Below are 16,529 nucleotides of genomic sequence, written 5' to 3'. Positions count from 1 at the left end.
ATCGCACACGGTCTCTAGCGGCTCACAGCAGATCGTAAACAGCTCATTAGGCGCAGCCGACGCGGCAGCGAGGCTAGCGCGGCGCACCCTCACATTACAAACCTCCGCACCAGGCGCACACTATGGACTATCAGCTCGTATCCCCTGAACACTTCTCCGAAGAACAAAGCGAATTCGTGGCTCAGTTCCGCCAATCCGTTTCCCAGATCTCCTGCCAAACCGACATGATCGTTGGCGCAAAAGACGTCAACTCCCGCCATCTGGCATCCAGCGACGCCTACGCCAGGATCGTTGCGCTTAAACGTGGAGACGATGTAGTGGACCGTCTGGATAAGGAAATGCCCTGCGAAGGCACTGCCCAGTTCGCCGATTGCTATGTACAGGAAGACTTGGCTCTGATGAGGACCTGCGACCCTACACGCAAAGTCTCCATTCTCAACGTGCATGAATACGGGGACGGCCTCAAGGCGCGGGTGTTCTCCAAGCACCTGCTCAAGCACGAGGCGACGCGCTCCATCCTGGGCACGATTTACTACGCTCATGAAATTGAAATCGCCAACTTCATTAATCTGATGCCCAATTACATTTTGGAATTTGGCGCCGGCTGCAGCATAGAGCAAGTGCAAGGCGAATTGAAACTGCTTGATGTGGAATTGACGGAGTACGAACAGGAAGTCTGCTTCCTGATGTTGCTGAACTGGGACTTCAAGCAAATAGCCGACTTCATGAACAAATATCGCCCCAAGCCTAAAACCCGTGTGGCGGATTCTATTATCAAGAGCAAGAACTATATTTGCGAAAAACTGGGCTTGCCCACTCAGCGGCGCGCTGAATTATGCGACGCGCTGATTGCCGCCGGCATGCACCGAAAAATGCCGACATCGCTTTTCAGCCGGCTGATCGGCTCCAAGCAATTGTGATCGCCAACGGGGCATTCTCCATTTTTCTGGAGTTACCCCATGAGCATAAAAACGCTATGCTCTGAGCCTGGAGCGGTAAGCCGCGCAACCGGACTGCCATCCCAATACCGGCATCGCCGCTCCAATCACGCGGCACACCTGAGCGGCTGACGCATCCCGCCAGCCCGCGCTCTCCAGCGCGACGCTGCGGCGCATTATCAAGATGCGGGCCGCTCGACAAAAAAATACTTGAAACGCCGCCAGGCCCCCTGCGCAACACAAACCGCGACTTCCGCCATGCGCGCCGCCTCAAAACGGCCGCGCCGGCAGCGCGACGCCAGGGAGCTGTCGCGGCGGCCATTTCAGGATCAACGCGGGCCAAAGAGAAACCATGATGCGACAGGAGTCAGCAATGAGCATACGCGCCTTGAATTATGGCAAGCATTCTGCAAGATCGTTATCGGGAATCGCCAGAAACGTGGAAGCCTTCGCGCTGGACACGATAGAAGGCGAACGCGTGATCATCACCCTGCCCGCCATCCAAGGCGCGCAAGGCAGCGAATGGGAAGGTTCCTTGATTTTCCGGCACGACTACTTGCTTGAGCTGTTGGCTTACAGCGTGGAGCACGGCATCATCAAGCCCGGCGAGGTCAGCAAGGCTTTGATTGACAGCAGTTCGCGACCCAGCCAAATCTAAAATCGCGAACAGGCACCAAACCAGAACCAGAGCATTATCAAACCGCCGCGCCATGCGCGGCGGTTTTGCTTTCAGCGTCCGCTCCGGCGGCAAATTTCCGCCAGTTCCGAGGCGGCTCCAGCCGGATCCGCCGCGCCGAACACGCCGCCTATCACCGCGATCGCGTCCGCGCCGGCCGCCAGCACCTGTCCGGCGTTGCCCGCATCAATGCCTCCTATCGCCACCAAGGGCGCGCCCAAGCCTCGCGCCTCGGCAAACAGCCCCAGCTCCGCGCGCGCCGCGTCAGGCTTGGTGCCGGACGGAAACACCGCGCCGAAGGCGACGTAACTGGCGCCGGCCGCTACCGCCCGCCGCGCCCGCTCCAGGCTGTCGTAGCAAGACGCGCCTATCAACGCGCCTGCGCCCAACCGCCGCCGCGCCGCGCTCAAGGCGGCATCGTCTCGTCCCAGGTGCACGCCATCCGCGCCAACGCTCGCCGCCAGCTCCACATCGTCGTTGACGATGAAAACCACGCCGTGGCGCCGACACAGCTCGGCCAGCGCCCGCGCCTGCTCCAGACGCAAAGCCGCGTTAGGGCTCTTGTTGCGGTATTGCAGAATATCGATGTGCGGCGCAGCCGCCTGCGCCAGGCTCAACAGCCGCGCGCTGTCCTCGGTGTCCGGCGTGATCGCGTACAGTCCCTTAAGCCTGGCCGGCATCGTCATCCTCGTCGTCGCCGCGCGCCCAGAACATGCGGTCCGGCAAGAACTGCCCCATGCCGGGCCGGAAGCCGTTCAGCAAGGCTTGATAGGTGTACTCCTGCGCTTCCCTGACCGCTTCCGGCAACAACAGGCCGGTGGCCAGCATGCCCGCAATGGCCGAGGCCAGCGTGCAACCGGAGCCATGGTAACTGCCCGGCAATCGTTCCCAGGAATCGGAACGCACCAGGCCGCCGGGGCCGTACAGCTGGTTGACCACTTCCTTGGTGTTTTCGTGAGTGCCGGTGATCAGCAGATGCGGGCAGCCCAGCGCCAGGATGCGCTGCGCGCACTGCTCCAAGGTCAGGTCCTCGTCCTCGTCGGCGTCGTTGCTGGCGATGCGCCGCGCTTCAATGCTGTTGGGCGTCAGGATGGACACCTGCGGAATCAACATGTCGCGCATCGCCGCGATCAAGTCCTCGTCGGCCAACTCGTGGCCTCCGCCGCTGGCCAGCACCGGGTCCAATACCACCGGGATGTCAGGGTAGTCGGCAATCAGCTGCGCCACTACCGCCACGTTCTCCACACTGCCCAGCATGCCTATCTTGAAAGCGGTGACCGGGATGTCTTCCATCAGAAAACGCGCTTGGTCATTGACCCAGTCCGCGTCCAACACCATAAAGTCATTAATGCCGACGGTATCCTGCACCGTAAACGCGGTGATCACCGACAAAGGATGGCATCCCAGGCTGGCTAGCGTCAGAATGTCGGCCTGGATGCCGGCGCCGCCGGAAGGGTCCGAGCCCGCCAGGGTAAGGACCACGGGAGGAGTGGGCTGAGTGGTCAAGACTGAAACCTCTTAGTTCTGTATAGGGTCGGAGCGGCCGGCGGGCGCATTGTCAGTCTCGCGGACCACTCTTAGAATAACTGTTTTACTCGATCACAAGGTGATGCGATGCGTACTTGGATGTGTCTGATCTGCGGCTTTATCTACGACGAGGAAGCCGGCCGTCCGGAGGATGGTATCCCGCCGGGCACCAAGTGGGAAGACATTCCGCCCAACTGGACTTGCCCCGATTGCGACGCGCGCAAGGACGATTTCGAAATGGTGGAAATCTGAGCCGGCTCAACCCGTGCCCGCCGCGATATCCCGCCGCGCCGCCGCTCGCCAGTCAAACGGAGCCGGGCGCTCAAGAGGCCATACCGCAATGAAAAGTTTCTGGAGTAAAACCCTGGCCGGCCTGCTGGCCGCTGCCGCCCTCGCCGGCTGTGCCCAGGTCAACACCACCCAGGGCGGCGCCGTCGGCGTCAGCCGCGGCCAAACCATGCTGCTGTCCAGCCAGGAAGTGGAGCAGATGTCGGCCAAGTCCTACGCCCAGCAGTTGGGCAAGGCTCGCGCCGCCGGCCAGCTCAACACCGACGCGGCGATGACGGCGCGGGTGCGCAAGATCTCCCAGCGCCTGATCGCCCAAGCGCCGGTATTCCGCCCCGACGCCGCCAAATGGCGCTGGGAAGTCAATGTGATGCGCAATGACGAACCCAACGCCTACGCGATGGCAGGCGGCAAGATCATGGTCTACTCCGGTCTGATCACCAAGCTCAAGCTGAGCGACGCCGAACTGGCCGCCGTCATCGGCCACGAAATCTCGCACGCGCTGCGCGAGCACTCGCGCGAGAGCATGAGCCAGGCCTACGCGCAGCAAGTGGGCCTGTCCCTGGTGGGCGCGGTGGCCGGGCTCAAGCAGAACCAGATGGACATGGCCGCGATGGCCGCCGACGTGGCGCTGTCAAAACCCAACAGCCGCACCATGGAGTCCGAAGCCGACATCATGGGCCTGGAATTGATGGCGCGCGCCGGCTACGACCCCAACGCCGCGGTGAATGTCTGGAACAAGATGATGGCGGCGGGCAATAGCGGCGGCGCCGAATTCCTGTCCACCCACCCGTCCGGCCCCACCCGCATCCGCGACCTGCAACAGCGCATTCCGCAAGTGATGCCGCTGTATCAGGCGGCTAAAAAAACCTGAACATGGCCTTGCGCAAAGAGGATGTGGACGCCCTGCTGGCCCAGGCCCGCGCCTTGCCGGGCGCGGAGTTCGACATCAAGTGGGAAACCCGGCGCGTGCTCAGCCTGGAACGCAAGATGTTCGCCCTGTTCCACGAGGATAACGTGATGTACAAAGTGGCCGCCGACGATTTTCTGGTCCTCAGCGGCCTGCCCGGCGTGCGGCCGGCGCCGTATCTGGCGCGGGCGCGCTGGATAGAAGTGTCCTCGCTGGAAGCGCTGAGCCTGGAACAGTTGCACGCGGGCATCGCCGATGCGCGTCGGCTGGTGCTGGCCAAGCTGCCCAAGGCCGTCAGACAACGCTACAAGGCCTCGGCGTGAACGCGCCCGGCCAAGCCCGGCTCCGCGCCGTCCATCGGTCCGCGAAAGCCCCCACTTCAGCGACAAAAACACCGTGAGCTACCTTTACCTGAAAGCCTTCCACATTTTCTTCGTGGTGTCCTGGTTCGCCGGGCTGTTTTACCTGCCGCGCCTCTATGTCAATCTGGCACTGGCGGAGCAGGATGCCGAATACCAGCGTCTGCTGCTGATGGCGCGCAAGCTCTATCGCTTCATGACCCCGCTGGGCGCGCTGGCGCTGGCCACCGGCCTTGGCCTGTGGCTGGGCTTCGGCATAGGCGGCGGCTGGCTGCACGCCAAGCTGACCTTGGTCTTGCTGCTGGTCGGCTATCACGGCTGGTGCGGCAAGCTCTACCGCGACTTTGCCGCCAAAACCAACCGCCGCAGCCATACCTGGTTCCGCGTGTTCAACGAACTGCCGGTGCTGGTATTGCTGGCGGTGGTGATTCTGGTGGTGGTCAAACCATTCTGAGGAGAGGGATCGCATGCGCAAATGGATTGCATTGTGGCTGGGCTGCCTGCCCGCTTGGGCCGCCACCCCGCTGCCGCCCAAACCGGCGCTGCCGCCGGAAGTGGTGGCCACGCTGCGCCGCGACGGCGCGGAGCTGCTGCGGCTGCCGATGTGCGTGGACGCCAAGGGCGCCTTCTCCGGGCAGCGCGAGGTGGGTGACGCCCTGCTCAGCATCGGCGGCACCGTCGCCGCGGTGCGCGCCCAGCACAAGCCGCTGCTGAACGCCAGCGTCAGCTGGAGCGATCAGGAGGGCAAGCGCGTGGTCAGCGCCCAGACCCTGATCGGGACGCAGCCGGAATTGGTGGGAAGCTGGCCACAGCGCAGCTCGCCTTACGGGCAAGCCAGCGGCGTCGAACAACAGCGCAGCAGCTTGTCGCTGTATCTGCAGATCTCGCCTCGGGCGGAAGCCTGCGGTAAACCCAAAGGCGAACAGATCGCCCATTAGAACCGGTTCAATGTCTGCCGCGCTTTGGCGATACGGCGTTGAACCGGCTCCTAGGAGTACGCATAAAATGGCAGTGGAAATCGAACGCCGCTTCATCGTCGTCGGCGACGACTGGCGCGGCCTGGCCCCCGGCGTGCAATACCGCCAGGGTTATCTATCGGTGGAAAAAGAGCGCACCGTGCGCGTGCGCGTGGTCGGCGATCAGGCTTGGCTGACGCTGAAAAGCAATATCAGCAACGTCAGCCGCCACGAATTCGAATACCCGGTACCGCTGGCCGACGCGCAAACCATCATGGGGGCGATGTGTCCGATGGTGGTGGACAAGCTGCGCCACCGCATCGAACACGGCGGCTTCATTTGGGAAGTGGACGAGTTCTTCGGCGACAACGCCGGACTGGTGCTGGCGGAAATAGAGCTGCCGGATGAGAGCACTCCCTTCGACAAGCCCGCTTGGATAGGCGAGGAAGTCACCGAGGACGGCCGCTACACCAACGCCTATCTGTCCAAGACCCCCTATAGCCGCTGGTAGCCACCCCCAAGCTTATCCACAGCACTCAGGCCGAGGTTTGACTTATCCACACCCTCCCGCCGTCGGCCTCGGTTAAAATGGCGGCTAAGCACGGGCCCCGCGCCCGCCCCAATCCGAACCTACATCCGCGGCCGCGGCCGCCCACAAGGAAACGCACATGTCCCGCAATCTGGAGCTGTTTGAACGTGGCAAGAAATCCATCCCCGGCGGCGTCAACTCGCCGGTGCGGGCCTTCGGCCAGGTCGGCGGCACGCCGCGCTTCGTCAAGCGCGCCGAAGGCGCCTATTTCTGGGACGCCGACGACAAACAGTATTTGGACTACGTCGGCTCCTGGGGTCCTGCCATCGTCGGCCACGCCCACCCGGACGTGGTGCGCGCGGTGCAGGAAGCGGCCGTCGGCGGCCTGTCCTTCGGCGCGCCCACCGAGGGCGAGGTGCTGATCGCCGAGGAAATCCGCAAGCTGCTGCCCTCAGTCGAGCAAGTTCGCCTGGTGTCCTCCGGCACCGAGGCCACCATGTCGGCGATCCGCCTGGCGCGCGGCTTCACCGGGCGCGATCTGATCGTCAAGTTCGAAGGCTGCTACCACGGCCACTCCGACAGCCTGTTGGTGAAGGCAGGCTCCGGTCTGCTCACCTTCGGCAACCCGTCCTCCGGCGGCGTGCCGGCCGACTGCACCAAGCACACCCTGGTGCTGCAGTACAACGACGTCGAACAACTGGAGAAGACCTTCCGCGAAATCGGCGGCCAGATCGCCTGCGTCATCCTGGAACCGATCGCCGGCAATATGAATTTGATCCAGCCGTCGGCCGAGTTCGTCCAGGCGCTGCGCAGTCTGACCGAACAACACGGCGCGGTGCTGATCTACGACGAAGTGATGACCGGCTTCCGCGTGGCGCTGAACTGCGCCCAGGGCCTGCACGGCGTCAAGCCGGATCTGACCACGCTGGGCAAGGTGGTGGGCGGCGGCATGCCGCTGGCGGCCTTTGGCGGCCGCGCCGACATCATGGCCTGCATCGCGCCGCTGGGCAACGTCTACCAGGCCGGCACCCTGTCCGGCAACCCGCTGTCGGTGGCCGCCGGCCTGGCCACCCTCAAGCTGATCCAGCAGCCGGGCTTCCATGAAACGCTGGGCCGCCGCACCGCGCGCCTGGCCCAGGGCCTGGCCGACGCCGCGCGCGCGGCCGGCGTGACCATGAGCAGCGACAGCGTGGGCGGCATGTTCGGCTTCTACTTCAGCGAGCAAGCGCCCAAGTCCTACGCCGAAGCCACCCGTTGCGACATCGAACGCTTCAAGCGCTTCTTCCACGCGATGCTGGACGAAGGCGTCTACTTGGCGCCGTCCGCCTACGAGGCCGGCTTCGTCTCCAGCGCCCACAGCGAAGAGATCATCGAGCAAACCATTGCCGCCGCCGGCCGCGCGCTGAGCCGCGTTTAAACCTGAAAGCCGCCGCGTTCCGCGCGGCGGCGCCTTCCCGCATGCCCCTCTCCCCCACCCGCCTGGCCTGGCGGCTGCGCGTCGAAGCCTCCGGCGTCGAGCTGCAGCCCTGCACGCAAACACGAGGCCCCGACGGCTATGGCCGCGGCCGGCGCTTGCCGCTGGCCCGACTGCTGGCGGAGCAAGACAACCTGGACTGGCTCAGCGGCCAGGACCGGCTGATCCTGCGCGCGCTGGCCGCCTTGCAGGCCGACATCGCCGCCGACGGCCATGCGGCGCTGGACGCACTCGCCGCGCTGCCGCTGCTGGTCGGCCACCCGGCGCTGTACTGGGCCGACGCGCCGGAACAGCCGCTGCGGATGGAAGCCGGCCAAGTGGCGCTGGAACTGGAGCGCCAGGGCGAGCAGATCACGCTGCGGCTGAGCCCGCCCGGCATCGCCGCCTGTGCCGGCGTGCTGTGGCGCAAGCTCACGCCGGACCGGCTCGCGGTCTACCGGCTGGACGAGGAAGTGCGCCAGATTGCCGCCCTGCTCGGCCACAGCCTGAGCCTGCCCTGGCACGCCCGCAAGAAAGTCCTGGACGCCATCCGCGACATCGCGCCGGACTTGCCCTTGCACGACGTCAGCGCCAGCTTCGACGACAGCCTGCCCAGCCAGCCGGCCGACGCCACGCTGCGCGCGCTGCTGCGGCTGGACGACGCCGGCCTGCGGCTGCAGCTGAAAGTGCGCCCGCACCCGGCCAGCGCACTGTACGCGCCCGGCCGCGGCGCGCCCGGCCTGGTGGTTAGCGTGGACGGCGCCGCGCAGCAGCTCAAGCGCGACCTTGCCGCCGAACGCGCCCGCCAGCGCAGGGTTCACGCCGCCTGCCCAACCCTGGCCGCCGCCCGCCGCGACGGCAACGAATGGGTGGTGGACGGCCAGCAGACGGCGCTGGACCTGTTGGCCGAATTGCAGACGCTGGACGCCGACACCCTGCAATGCGAATGGCCGTCCGGCCAGCGCCAGCGCATCCGCGCCGGCGTCGGCCTGCCGCAACTGAAACTAAGCGCCAAACGCAAGGGCGGCTGGCTGGAAGTGGACGGCGAACTGGGGCTGGACGATGGCAACATTCTGGCGCTGCGCCACCTGCTGGAGGCGCTGGCCGGCCAATCCGGCCGCTACCTGCGCCTATCCGACGGCGACTGGCTGGCGCTGTCCGACTCCCTGGCCGCCCGCCTGCGGCAACTGACGCTGCTGGCCGACCACGCCGGGCCCGGCGGCCTGCGCCTGAGCCCGCTGGCCGCGCCCCGGCTGGGCGAACTGGCGGCTGAGGCCGGCGCCTTCGACGGCGACGCGGGCTGGAATGAACAATGGCGGCGGCTGCAATCGCTGCAAAACTTCGAACCCGAAGTGCCGGCCGGCTTGCGCGCCACGTTGCGGCCTTACCAGCTGCAAGGCTACAGCTGGCTGGCGCGGCTGGCCCACTGGGGTGCCGGCGCCTGCCTCGCCGACGATATGGGCCTGGGCAAGACGGTGCAGACGCTGGCGCTCCTGCTCAGTCGCGCCGCGCTCGGCCCGCAGTTGGTGGTGGCGCCCACTTCAGTGGCGCTGAACTGGCTGGCCGAAGCCGCCCGCTTCGCGCCCGGGCTGCGGTTGCTCCCCTACCAACAACACAGACGGCTGGACGTCGCCGGCCCCGGCGATCTGGTGGTCGCCAGCTACGGCCTGCTGCAGCGCGACGCCGACGCCTTCGCCGACGTGCGCTGGGCCAGCGTGGTGCTGGACGAGGCGCAGGCGATCAAAAACGCCGCCAGCCAGCGCGCGCAGTCCGCCCACGCGCTCTACGCCGATTTCCGCCTGGCCGCCAGCGGCACTCCGGTGGAAAACCATCTGGGCGAATTGTGGAGCCTGTTCCGCTTCGTCGCGCCCGGCCTGCTGGGCAGCGAGGACAAATTCCAGCAGCGCTTCGCCCAACCCATCGCGGACGGCGACGAGGACGCCCGCGAAGCGCTGAAAGCGCTGATCCGCCCCTATCTGCTGCGCCGCACCAAGCAACAGGTGCTGACCGAGCTGCCGCCGCGCACCGACATCACCCGCGCCATCCCGCTGAGCGAGGCGGAAATGGAGGTCTACGAGGCGATGCGCCAGCAGGCGCTGGACAAGCTGGGCCAGCCGGGCGAAGCCGAGGGCGGCGCGATGCAGGTGCTGGCCGAACTGACCCGGCTGCGCCGCTTCTGCTGCCACCCGACGCTGACCCAGCCGGACAGCGCCTTGCCCTCAGCCAAGCAGGCGCTGTTCCGCGAACTGATGCTGGAGCTACTGGACAACGGCCACAAGGCTCTGGTGTTCAGCCAATTCGTCGACCACCTCGCCATCGTCCGCCGGTGGCTGGACGAGCAGGGCATCCGCTACCAATACCTGGACGGCGCGGTGCCCGGCGCGCAACGCAAGGCGCGCATGGACGCGTTCCAGGCCGGCGACGGCGACGTATTCCTGATCAGCCTGAAAGCCGGCGGCACCGGCCTCAACCTGACCGCCGCCGACTACGTGATCCACCTCGATCCGTGGTGGAACCCGGCGGTGGAGGACCAGGCCAGCGACCGCGCCTACCGCATGGGCCAGCAGCGGCCGGTGACGGTGTACCGGCTGGTGGCCCAGCACACCATAGAAGAAAAAATCGTGGCGCTGCATGCCAGCAAGCGCGAGCTGGCCGACAGCCTGCTGGACGGCGGCGATCTCAGTGCGCGGCTGGACGGCGCGGCGCTGTTGGCACTATTGCGCCAAAGCTGAGCATTGCCCTTTCGTCATAAAATGGGCAAGCTGGCGTCATTTCCGTGATCCAGGATTATCCATGCTCAAAGCCCTCCTGCTATCCAGCCTGCTGCTGTCCGCGCTGCCCGCCTGGGCCGGCCTGTCCCAGACTGACACCGCCTCCGAGAAAATCTCCGTCGGCACCCTGTCCATCGTCACCGCCCCGGCAATCAGCGTGGCCGGCAGCGCCCAGGGCAAGGGCGAATCGCTGCTGGCTCCGGTGCTGGCGGTCACTGGCAGCGCCTATGTGATCACCGGCCTGGCCCAAGGCGCCGGCGACACCGTCAAGATGTCGCTGGACGCGGTGCAGGGCGGCGCCAAGCTGGTGGTGGAATTATCCGGCAAGGCGCTGAAAGCCACCGGCGCGGCGGTCGGCGCCTCGGTGCAAGTGAGCGCGGTGGCCAGCGGCACCATGCTGGTCACCTCCGGCAAAGTGCTGGCCTTCATCCCCAACAAGCTGGGCGAGACCCTTCTGGAGCACAACCGTGTCCCGTCCTGACGCTCTGCCCGCCCGTCTCGCCGGCCTCGGCCTGGCGCTCTGCCTGCTGCTGCCGCAAGCCGCTCTGGCCGGCCGCAGCTGCGAGGAGCAAACCATCACCCCGGCCACCTTCGGCAAGGCGATGGCCGCCGCCGAACAACTGCGGCAAAAGCTGGACGCCAGCGGCGGCGACGTTGCCGTGATCGGCCGCGTCGGCCAGGACCTGTCGCGCTTCAAGCTGCGCTACACCCATGTCGGCATTGCTTACCGCCAAGCGGAAGGCCGCTGGCGCGTCGCCCACCTGCTCAACGACTGCGGCAGCGCCAACTCCGACCTGTGGTACGAGGGCCTGGGCAACTTCTTCCTCGACGATATGCATTCCTTCGAGTCGGTGGCGCTGCTGCCGCCTCCGGCGCTGGCCGCGCGGCTGCGCGAACGGCTGCAAGCGCCGCCGCGGCTGCGCGAACTGCACACCCCGCAGTACAGCCTGCTGGCTTATCCCTTCGCCACCCGCTACGAAAACTCCAACACCTGGGTGCTGGAAACGCTGGCGGCCTCGGCCAGCCAGGAAGCCCGCATCGCCAACCGCGAACAGGCGCAGATGTGGCTGAAGCTCAACGGCTACGCGCCCTCGGAACTCAAGCTGGGGCCGCTGACGCGGCTGGGCAGCCGCATGTTCAAGGCCAATGTCGCCTTCGACGACCACCCCAACGAGATGCGCTACGCCGACCGCATCCAGACCGTGACCGTGGATTCGGTGATGAACTTCCTGCAGGCCCGCAACGAAGGCTGGCAGGTGCTGGAAATCCCCGCGCCCTGAATGGAGCTCAGCGCGCGCCGCACGCCGCCGGCACCGCCTCCGCGACGGCGGCCGGCTGGCGCGCCGCCAGCCACGCGCCCAGGCTGACGCATGCCAGGCCGGCGGCCAGATAGCCGGTCAGCGGCTCATTCAACAAGGGCGCCGCCAGCAAGCCGGCCAAGACCGGAATCAAGGCGAACAACATCCCCACCCGCACCGCACCCAGCGCCGTAATCGCGCGCAGATACAGCAGCATCGCCACAATGGCCGCCGCCCCGCCCTGATAGGCGGCCTGGAACAGCAGCGTCGGCCAAGACGCCGCCGCCAGATGCTTGGGCAGCCACAGCAGATAGACGGGCAGATAAATCAGCGCCGCCATGATGGTGATCGCCCGCGTCAGCGGCCAGGCCGGATAAGCCCAGCGCCGCGCCAGCACCCCGAAAGCCGCCCAACTCACAGAAGCCAGCAATAGCAGCAGATCGCCCTTCCAGCTGTCGCCGCCGGCGCCGCTGAACAGAGGCAGCGCGCTCAAGGCCAGGCCGGCGCCTATCAACGCGTAACCGGGCAGCTTGTGGCGCTGCAGGCGCTCCCCGGCCAACAGCCAGGCGAACAAGGCCACCAGGAAGGGCTGCATGCCCGGCAGCAGCAGGCCGCCATGCGCCGCCGGCGCGTATTTGAAGCCGCTGTAGGCGAACAGGCTGACGCCCAGACCGCCCAGCAGGGTCAGCAGCCACAGCCGTGCATCGCGCAAGGCGCCGCGTGGCAGACCGCCGCACAGCAGCAGGATCAGCGCGGCTACACCGACGCGCAGCGCCAGCATGTCGGTGCCGGCCAGCGCGCTCTTGCCGCCAAGGCGCGACACCAGGTTGAAGCCGGTCCAGATGGCGACGGCGCCGAAGGCGGCCAGATAGCTCTGGCGCAGGGAAAGGGTGGACATGTTCACGCTCCGGGAATGGGAATGCTTGCATGCTAGCCCGCGCACGTCATTCTAAAAAATGAATTATTATGATTCAGATAATCTCTTGGAGAGAACGATGGAATTGGACGAACTGCGCATTTTCCAGGCGGTGCTGCAAGAAGACGGCGTGACGCGCGCCGCCGCCCGGCTACACCGGGTGCAATCCAATGTCACCACCCGGCTTCGGCAGCTGGAGGACAAGCTGGGCGTGCCGCTGTTCCTGCGCGAAGGCAAGAAGCTGATCCCCACCGAGGCCGGCCGCCGGCTGGGCGACTACGCCGAGCGGCTGCTGAGCCTGGCCGAAGAAGCGCGCCAGGCGGTGGCCAGCGCGGAGCCGGCCGGCAGCCTGCGGCTGGGCGCGATGGAAAGCACCGCCGCCTCGCGGCTGGCGCCGGTGCTGGCCGCCTACCACCGCCGCTATCCGGCGGTGCAGCTGGAACTGCAGGCCGGCGTGTCCAACGACTTGCGGCGCGCGGTGCTGGAAGGCCGGCTGGACGCGGCGCTGATCAGCGGCCCGGCCGGCGACGAACGTCTGGACGAAGCGCTGGTGTTCGAGGAAACCATCGTGCTGGTGGCCGCCGCCGGCCAGCGCGAGCTGTCGCTGCGCCTGTTGGGCGAGACCACGCTGCTAACCTTCGGCCACGGCTGCGCCTATCGCCAGCGGCTGGAAGCCTGGATGCAGCGCCAGGGCGTACAGCCGCGCCGCCTGGTGGAGCTGGGCTCCTACCACGCCATGCTCAGCTGCGTCGCCAGCGGCATGGGGCTGGCGCTGCTGCCGCAAAGCCTGCTGGACAGCATGCCGCTGATGGCGGCCCAGGTGTCCACCCATCCGCTGCCGGCGGACCTGGGCCAGGCCCAGACCACGCTGATCCGCCGCCGCGGACTGCGCCAGCCGGCGCTGGACGCCCTGCAACGGCTGCTGTTGAGCTTGGAAAGCTAGAGCGGCACGCTGCGCGGCGACGGGCCTGGCCTCAGCCGCTGTTGCGCAGGCCGGCCGAAGTGCCGTTGATGGTCAGGTGGATTGCGTACAAGGCCTCGGCGTCGTCCGGCTGGCGGCGCAGCCGGCTCAGCAGCTCCGCCTGCAACAGGCCCAGCGCGTCCAGATACGGCAAGCGCGTTTCCAGGCTGCGATGCAGCGTCGGGTTCTTTTCCAGCAACGCGCTCTGGCCGGTAATGGCGTAGAAAGCGTCCAGCGTAGCCTGCCACTCCGCCTGGATGCGGCCGAACAGGGCCTCCGCCAATGCGCGGTCCTCCACTAGGCCGGCAAAGCGGCGAGCAATGCCCAGATCGGCCTTGGCCAGCACCTGCTCCATATTGGACAGCACCACCTGAAAGAACGGCGAGCTGCGGTACAGGCTTTGCAGACGGGCGCGTCCGGCTTCGCCGTGACGCTCGATAAAAGCGCGCACCGCCGAGCCGACACCGAACCAGCCGGGCAGCATCACCCGCGATTGCGACCAGGAGAACACCCAGGGAATGGCGCGCAGGTCTTTGATCGAGGCCAGGCTTTTGCGCGACGCCGGCCGGCTGCCGATGTTGAGCTTGGCGATGGCGTTGATCGGCGTCGCCTCCAGGAAGTACTGCATGAAGCCCGGCGCTTCCACCAGTTCGCGGTAGGCGCGATAGGCGGCGTCCGACAACTCGTCAAACACGGTCTCGTCGGTCTCGCAGCTGGCGCAGCCGCTAAGGCTGGCTTCCAGCGTCGCCGCCACCAGGGCTTCCAGGTTGCGGCCGCCGATGGCCGGGTCCGAATACTTGGACGCGATCACCTCGCCCTGCTCGGTGATGCGGATACGCCCGGCCACGCTGCCGGCCGGCTGCGCCATGATGGCCTCGAACGAGGGGCCGCCGCCGCGGCCCACCGAGCCGCCGCGGCCATGGAACAAGCGCAGCTTGACCCGGCCGTCGGCAAAGCAGCGCACCAAACGCTTCTCTGCCTGATAGAGCTGCCATTGGCTGGTCAGATAGCCGCCGTCCTTGTTGCTGTCGGAATAGCCCAGCATCACTTCCTGCATGCGGCCGCGGCTGTCCAGCAACTGCTGATACCACGGCAAGGCGAACAGGGCCGTCATCACCTGGGCGCTTCGGTCCAGGTCGGCAATGGTTTCGAACAAAGGCACCAGGTTGACGCTGGAGCGCGGCTGCCCGTCCACCAGCCGGATCATGCCGGCTTCTTTCAACAGCAGCGCCAGCGCCAGCATGTCGCTGACCTGAGCGCAGTTGGAGATGATGCTCTGGCCGATGGCGTCGGCGCCGAACTGCCGCTGGATCAAGGCCGCCTCGCGGAAGATCGCCAGTTCCTTCTCGGTTTCGGCGCTGTAGTCCAGATAGGGCGAATACAGCAGCCGCGGCGTGGCCAGCTCACGCAGCAACACGCGGCTTCGCGCCGCCTCGTCCAGCGCGGCGAACTCCTCCAGCCCGGCGCGGGCGAACAGCTCGCCCACCACCGCCTCGTGGCTGCCGGCGAACTGGCGCAGGTCCAACGGCATCAGGAAGAAACCGAACACGTCCACCGCACGAATCAGCTCCGCCAGCCGACCGTCGGCCAGCGCCGCGCTGCCGTGTTCGCGCAGCGAGGCGTCCAGCACGGCGAGGTCAGCCTGAAACTCGGCCTGGTCGGCATAAGGTCTGCCAGCCGGCCAACGGCCGCTCAGGCTCACGCCCAGCTGCAGGCCGGTGGCCAACACCCGCGCCTCCATCGCCGCCAGCGCGCGCCGATACGGCTCTTCGCGGCGGCTCTCCTCCTGATCCGGGGTCAGCGCCGCCAAGGCGACCAAGGCCGGGCTGACGCCGACCAGGCGTTGCGACAGCGACAGTTCGCGGTACAGCGCCGCCAGTTCGTACAGATAATGTTCAAACGCCACCTGAGCCTGGCGCGTCACCGCGTGGCGCAGCACCGCGGCGTCGACATTGGGGTTGCCGTCGCGGTCGCCGCCTATCCAACTACCGACGCGAATGAAGGACGGCAGCGGCGTTGTCTGGCCCCAGGTGGCTTCGATCTGCCGGTCCAAGCGCTGATACAGCGCCGGCAAGGCCTGGAAGAAGGTCAGCGGGTGATAGGCGACGCCGTTTTCGATCTCATCCTTGACCGCCAGCTTGAAGTGGCGGATTTCCGAGGTCTGCCACAGCGCCACGATCACGCGCTTGAGCTTGGCCTCCAGTTCCTCCTCCTCTTCCGGCGTCAGGTCCGCCGCCGCCAGCTTGCCCAGAAAACGGCGCACCGCGCGGTGGCCGTCCAGCACGCTCTGGCGCTGCACCTCGGTGGGGTGCGCGGTGAGGATGGCGCCGACATAGGCGTCGCCCAGGGTGTCGGCCAGCATGGCGATGCTGACGCCGTCGGCCTTCAACTTGCCCAGCGCGCGCGACAGGCTGCCCTGCTGCGGCGCGGAGCCGGCCTGCCGGTGGGCCCGGCGGCGGCGCACATGGTGCAGGTCCTCTGCGATGTTGAACAGTTGGGCGTACAGGCCGCAGGCGCGCACCAGCGCCATCGCCGCAGCCGGGCTCAACTCCGCCGCCAAGGGCTGGCTGCGTTCCTCGGCGCTGCGGCCGGCGATGGCGCGCACTTCGGCGTAGACCTCGGGGCCGGCTTGTTCGCTCAACACCTCGGCCAGCGCGCGGTCCAGGCGGGCCAAATCGGCGCGCAGCGGCAGGTCCTTGTCTAAATCGCTCATTCGGTATTCCTTGATGGTGACGGGCGGCTTGGCCGCTCCCGGTTTTTGAATCGGCTCAAGGCAGCGCGGCCGCTGGCGTCGCTGGCTTCAGGCGATTCGTTTCGCATGCAAAACATCATAGGCAGGCTTGCCGCTGTAGTGGCAACACTACTGTCATTTAACCCTTTAGATCTTGACCTGAGTGCGCATTGCGCAACATCAAGCTTTGCGCCGCCGCCCCGGCGACGCCGCGGCGCT

Annotated in this window: 17 protein-coding genes; 13 read left to right on the top strand and 4 right to left on the bottom strand. The window is 66.6% G+C overall.

Annotated features, from left to right (window positions below):
- The first annotated feature begins 122 nt into the window (after positions 1–122).
- Positions 123–920, top strand: a complete 798-nt coding sequence (locus DXT74_RS04175) for a hypothetical protein (protein ID WP_081555911.1) — start codon at positions 123–125, stop codon at positions 918–920.
- A gap of 391 nt (positions 921–1,311) precedes the next feature.
- Positions 1,312–1,596 (top strand): hypothetical protein, encoded by a 285-nt coding sequence (locus DXT74_RS04170; RefSeq protein WP_194427389.1) that lies wholly within the window; start codon positions 1,312–1,314, stop codon positions 1,594–1,596.
- Positions 1,597–1,667: 71 nt separating this feature from the next.
- Here the strand turns inward: DXT74_RS04170 and thiE are convergent, their stop codons facing one another.
- Together thiE and DXT74_RS04160 are read right to left on the bottom strand one after the other, a co-directional pair.
- Positions 1,668–2,294, bottom strand: a complete 627-nt coding sequence (gene thiE / locus DXT74_RS04165; RefSeq protein ID WP_194427388.1) for a thiamine phosphate synthase — start codon at positions 2,292–2,294, stop codon at positions 1,668–1,670.
- Positions 2,278–3,120, bottom strand: a complete 843-nt coding sequence (locus DXT74_RS04160; RefSeq protein ID WP_194427387.1) for a hydroxymethylpyrimidine/phosphomethylpyrimidine kinase — start codon at positions 3,118–3,120, stop codon at positions 2,278–2,280. The genes thiE and DXT74_RS04160 overlap by 17 nt, the downstream gene beginning before the upstream one ends.
- 108 nt (positions 3,121–3,228) lie before the next feature.
- On the opposite strand from DXT74_RS04160, the gene DXT74_RS04155 reads away from it, so the two are divergent.
- From DXT74_RS04155 to DXT74_RS04110, 10 genes are all read left to right on the top strand, one after another.
- Complete coding sequence (locus DXT74_RS04155; RefSeq protein ID WP_039756174.1) at positions 3,229–3,393, top strand: rubredoxin; 165 nt, start codon at positions 3,229–3,231, stop codon at positions 3,391–3,393.
- Positions 3,394–3,481: 88 nt separating this feature from the next.
- Positions 3,482–4,300, top strand: a complete 819-nt coding sequence (locus DXT74_RS04150; RefSeq protein WP_043639399.1) for a M48 family metallopeptidase — start codon at positions 3,482–3,484, stop codon at positions 4,298–4,300.
- 2 nt (positions 4,301–4,302) lie between these two features.
- Positions 4,303–4,659, top strand: a complete 357-nt coding sequence (locus DXT74_RS04145; RefSeq protein WP_194427386.1) for an MmcQ/YjbR family DNA-binding protein — start codon at positions 4,303–4,305, stop codon at positions 4,657–4,659.
- Between the two features lie 73 nt (positions 4,660–4,732).
- The gene (locus tag DXT74_RS04140) at positions 4,733–5,149 is read left to right on the top strand and encodes a CopD family protein (protein WP_043639393.1); all 417 of its coding nucleotides are present in this window, start codon (positions 4,733–4,735) and stop codon (positions 5,147–5,149) included.
- A gap of 13 nt (positions 5,150–5,162) precedes the next feature.
- Entirely contained in the window at positions 5,163–5,633 is a 471-nt protein-coding gene (locus DXT74_RS04135; RefSeq protein ID WP_081555915.1) for a hypothetical protein, read from the top strand.
- A gap of 67 nt (positions 5,634–5,700) precedes the next feature.
- A complete protein-coding gene (locus tag DXT74_RS04130; RefSeq protein WP_019103557.1) occupies positions 5,701–6,162 on the top strand; it encodes a CYTH domain-containing protein in 462 nt (153 codons plus the stop codon).
- A 157-nt stretch (positions 6,163–6,319) separates the two neighbouring features.
- Positions 6,320–7,597, top strand: a complete 1,278-nt coding sequence (gene hemL / locus DXT74_RS04125; RefSeq protein ID WP_081555917.1) for a glutamate-1-semialdehyde 2,1-aminomutase — start codon at positions 6,320–6,322, stop codon at positions 7,595–7,597.
- 41 nt (positions 7,598–7,638) lie between these two features.
- Positions 7,639–10,365 carry a DEAD/DEAH box helicase gene (locus tag DXT74_RS04120; protein ID WP_081555918.1) on the top strand — a complete coding sequence of 909 codons (2,727 nt, stop codon included), beginning with the start codon at positions 7,639–7,641 and terminating at the stop codon, positions 10,363–10,365.
- A 61-nt stretch (positions 10,366–10,426) separates the two neighbouring features.
- Positions 10,427–10,885 carry a hypothetical protein gene (locus DXT74_RS04115; RefSeq protein WP_043639380.1) on the top strand — a complete coding sequence of 153 codons (459 nt, stop codon included), beginning with the start codon at positions 10,427–10,429 and terminating at the stop codon, positions 10,883–10,885.
- Positions 10,872–11,684: a DUF2145 domain-containing protein gene (locus tag DXT74_RS04110; protein ID WP_231138267.1), complete on the top strand. Its 813-nt coding sequence runs from the start codon at positions 10,872–10,874 to the stop codon at positions 11,682–11,684. The genes DXT74_RS04115 and DXT74_RS04110 overlap by 14 nt, the downstream gene beginning before the upstream one ends.
- A gap of 7 nt (positions 11,685–11,691) precedes the next feature.
- On the opposite strand, the gene DXT74_RS04105 is transcribed toward DXT74_RS04110, so the two are convergent.
- A complete protein-coding gene (locus tag DXT74_RS04105) occupies positions 11,692–12,600 on the bottom strand; it encodes a DMT family transporter (RefSeq protein WP_194427384.1) in 909 nt (302 codons plus the stop codon).
- A gap of 97 nt (positions 12,601–12,697) precedes the next feature.
- On the opposite strand from DXT74_RS04105, the gene DXT74_RS04100 reads away from it, so the two are divergent.
- The gene (locus DXT74_RS04100) at positions 12,698–13,561 is read left to right on the top strand and encodes a LysR family transcriptional regulator (protein ID WP_081555920.1); all 864 of its coding nucleotides are present in this window, start codon (positions 12,698–12,700) and stop codon (positions 13,559–13,561) included.
- A gap of 31 nt (positions 13,562–13,592) precedes the next feature.
- Here the strand turns inward: DXT74_RS04100 and ppc are convergent, their stop codons facing one another.
- Complete coding sequence (gene ppc / locus DXT74_RS04095) at positions 13,593–16,292, bottom strand: phosphoenolpyruvate carboxylase (protein ID WP_194427383.1); 2,700 nt, start codon at positions 16,290–16,292, stop codon at positions 13,593–13,595.
- Between the last annotated feature and the right edge of the window lie 237 nt (positions 16,293–16,529).

It is taken from the genome of Chromobacterium sp. Rain0013, assembly GCF_015291765.1.
Classification (GTDB): Bacteria; Pseudomonadota; Gammaproteobacteria; order Burkholderiales; family Chromobacteriaceae; genus Chromobacterium; species Chromobacterium haemolyticum.
This window is presented reverse-complemented; position numbering and strand designations above follow the sequence as displayed.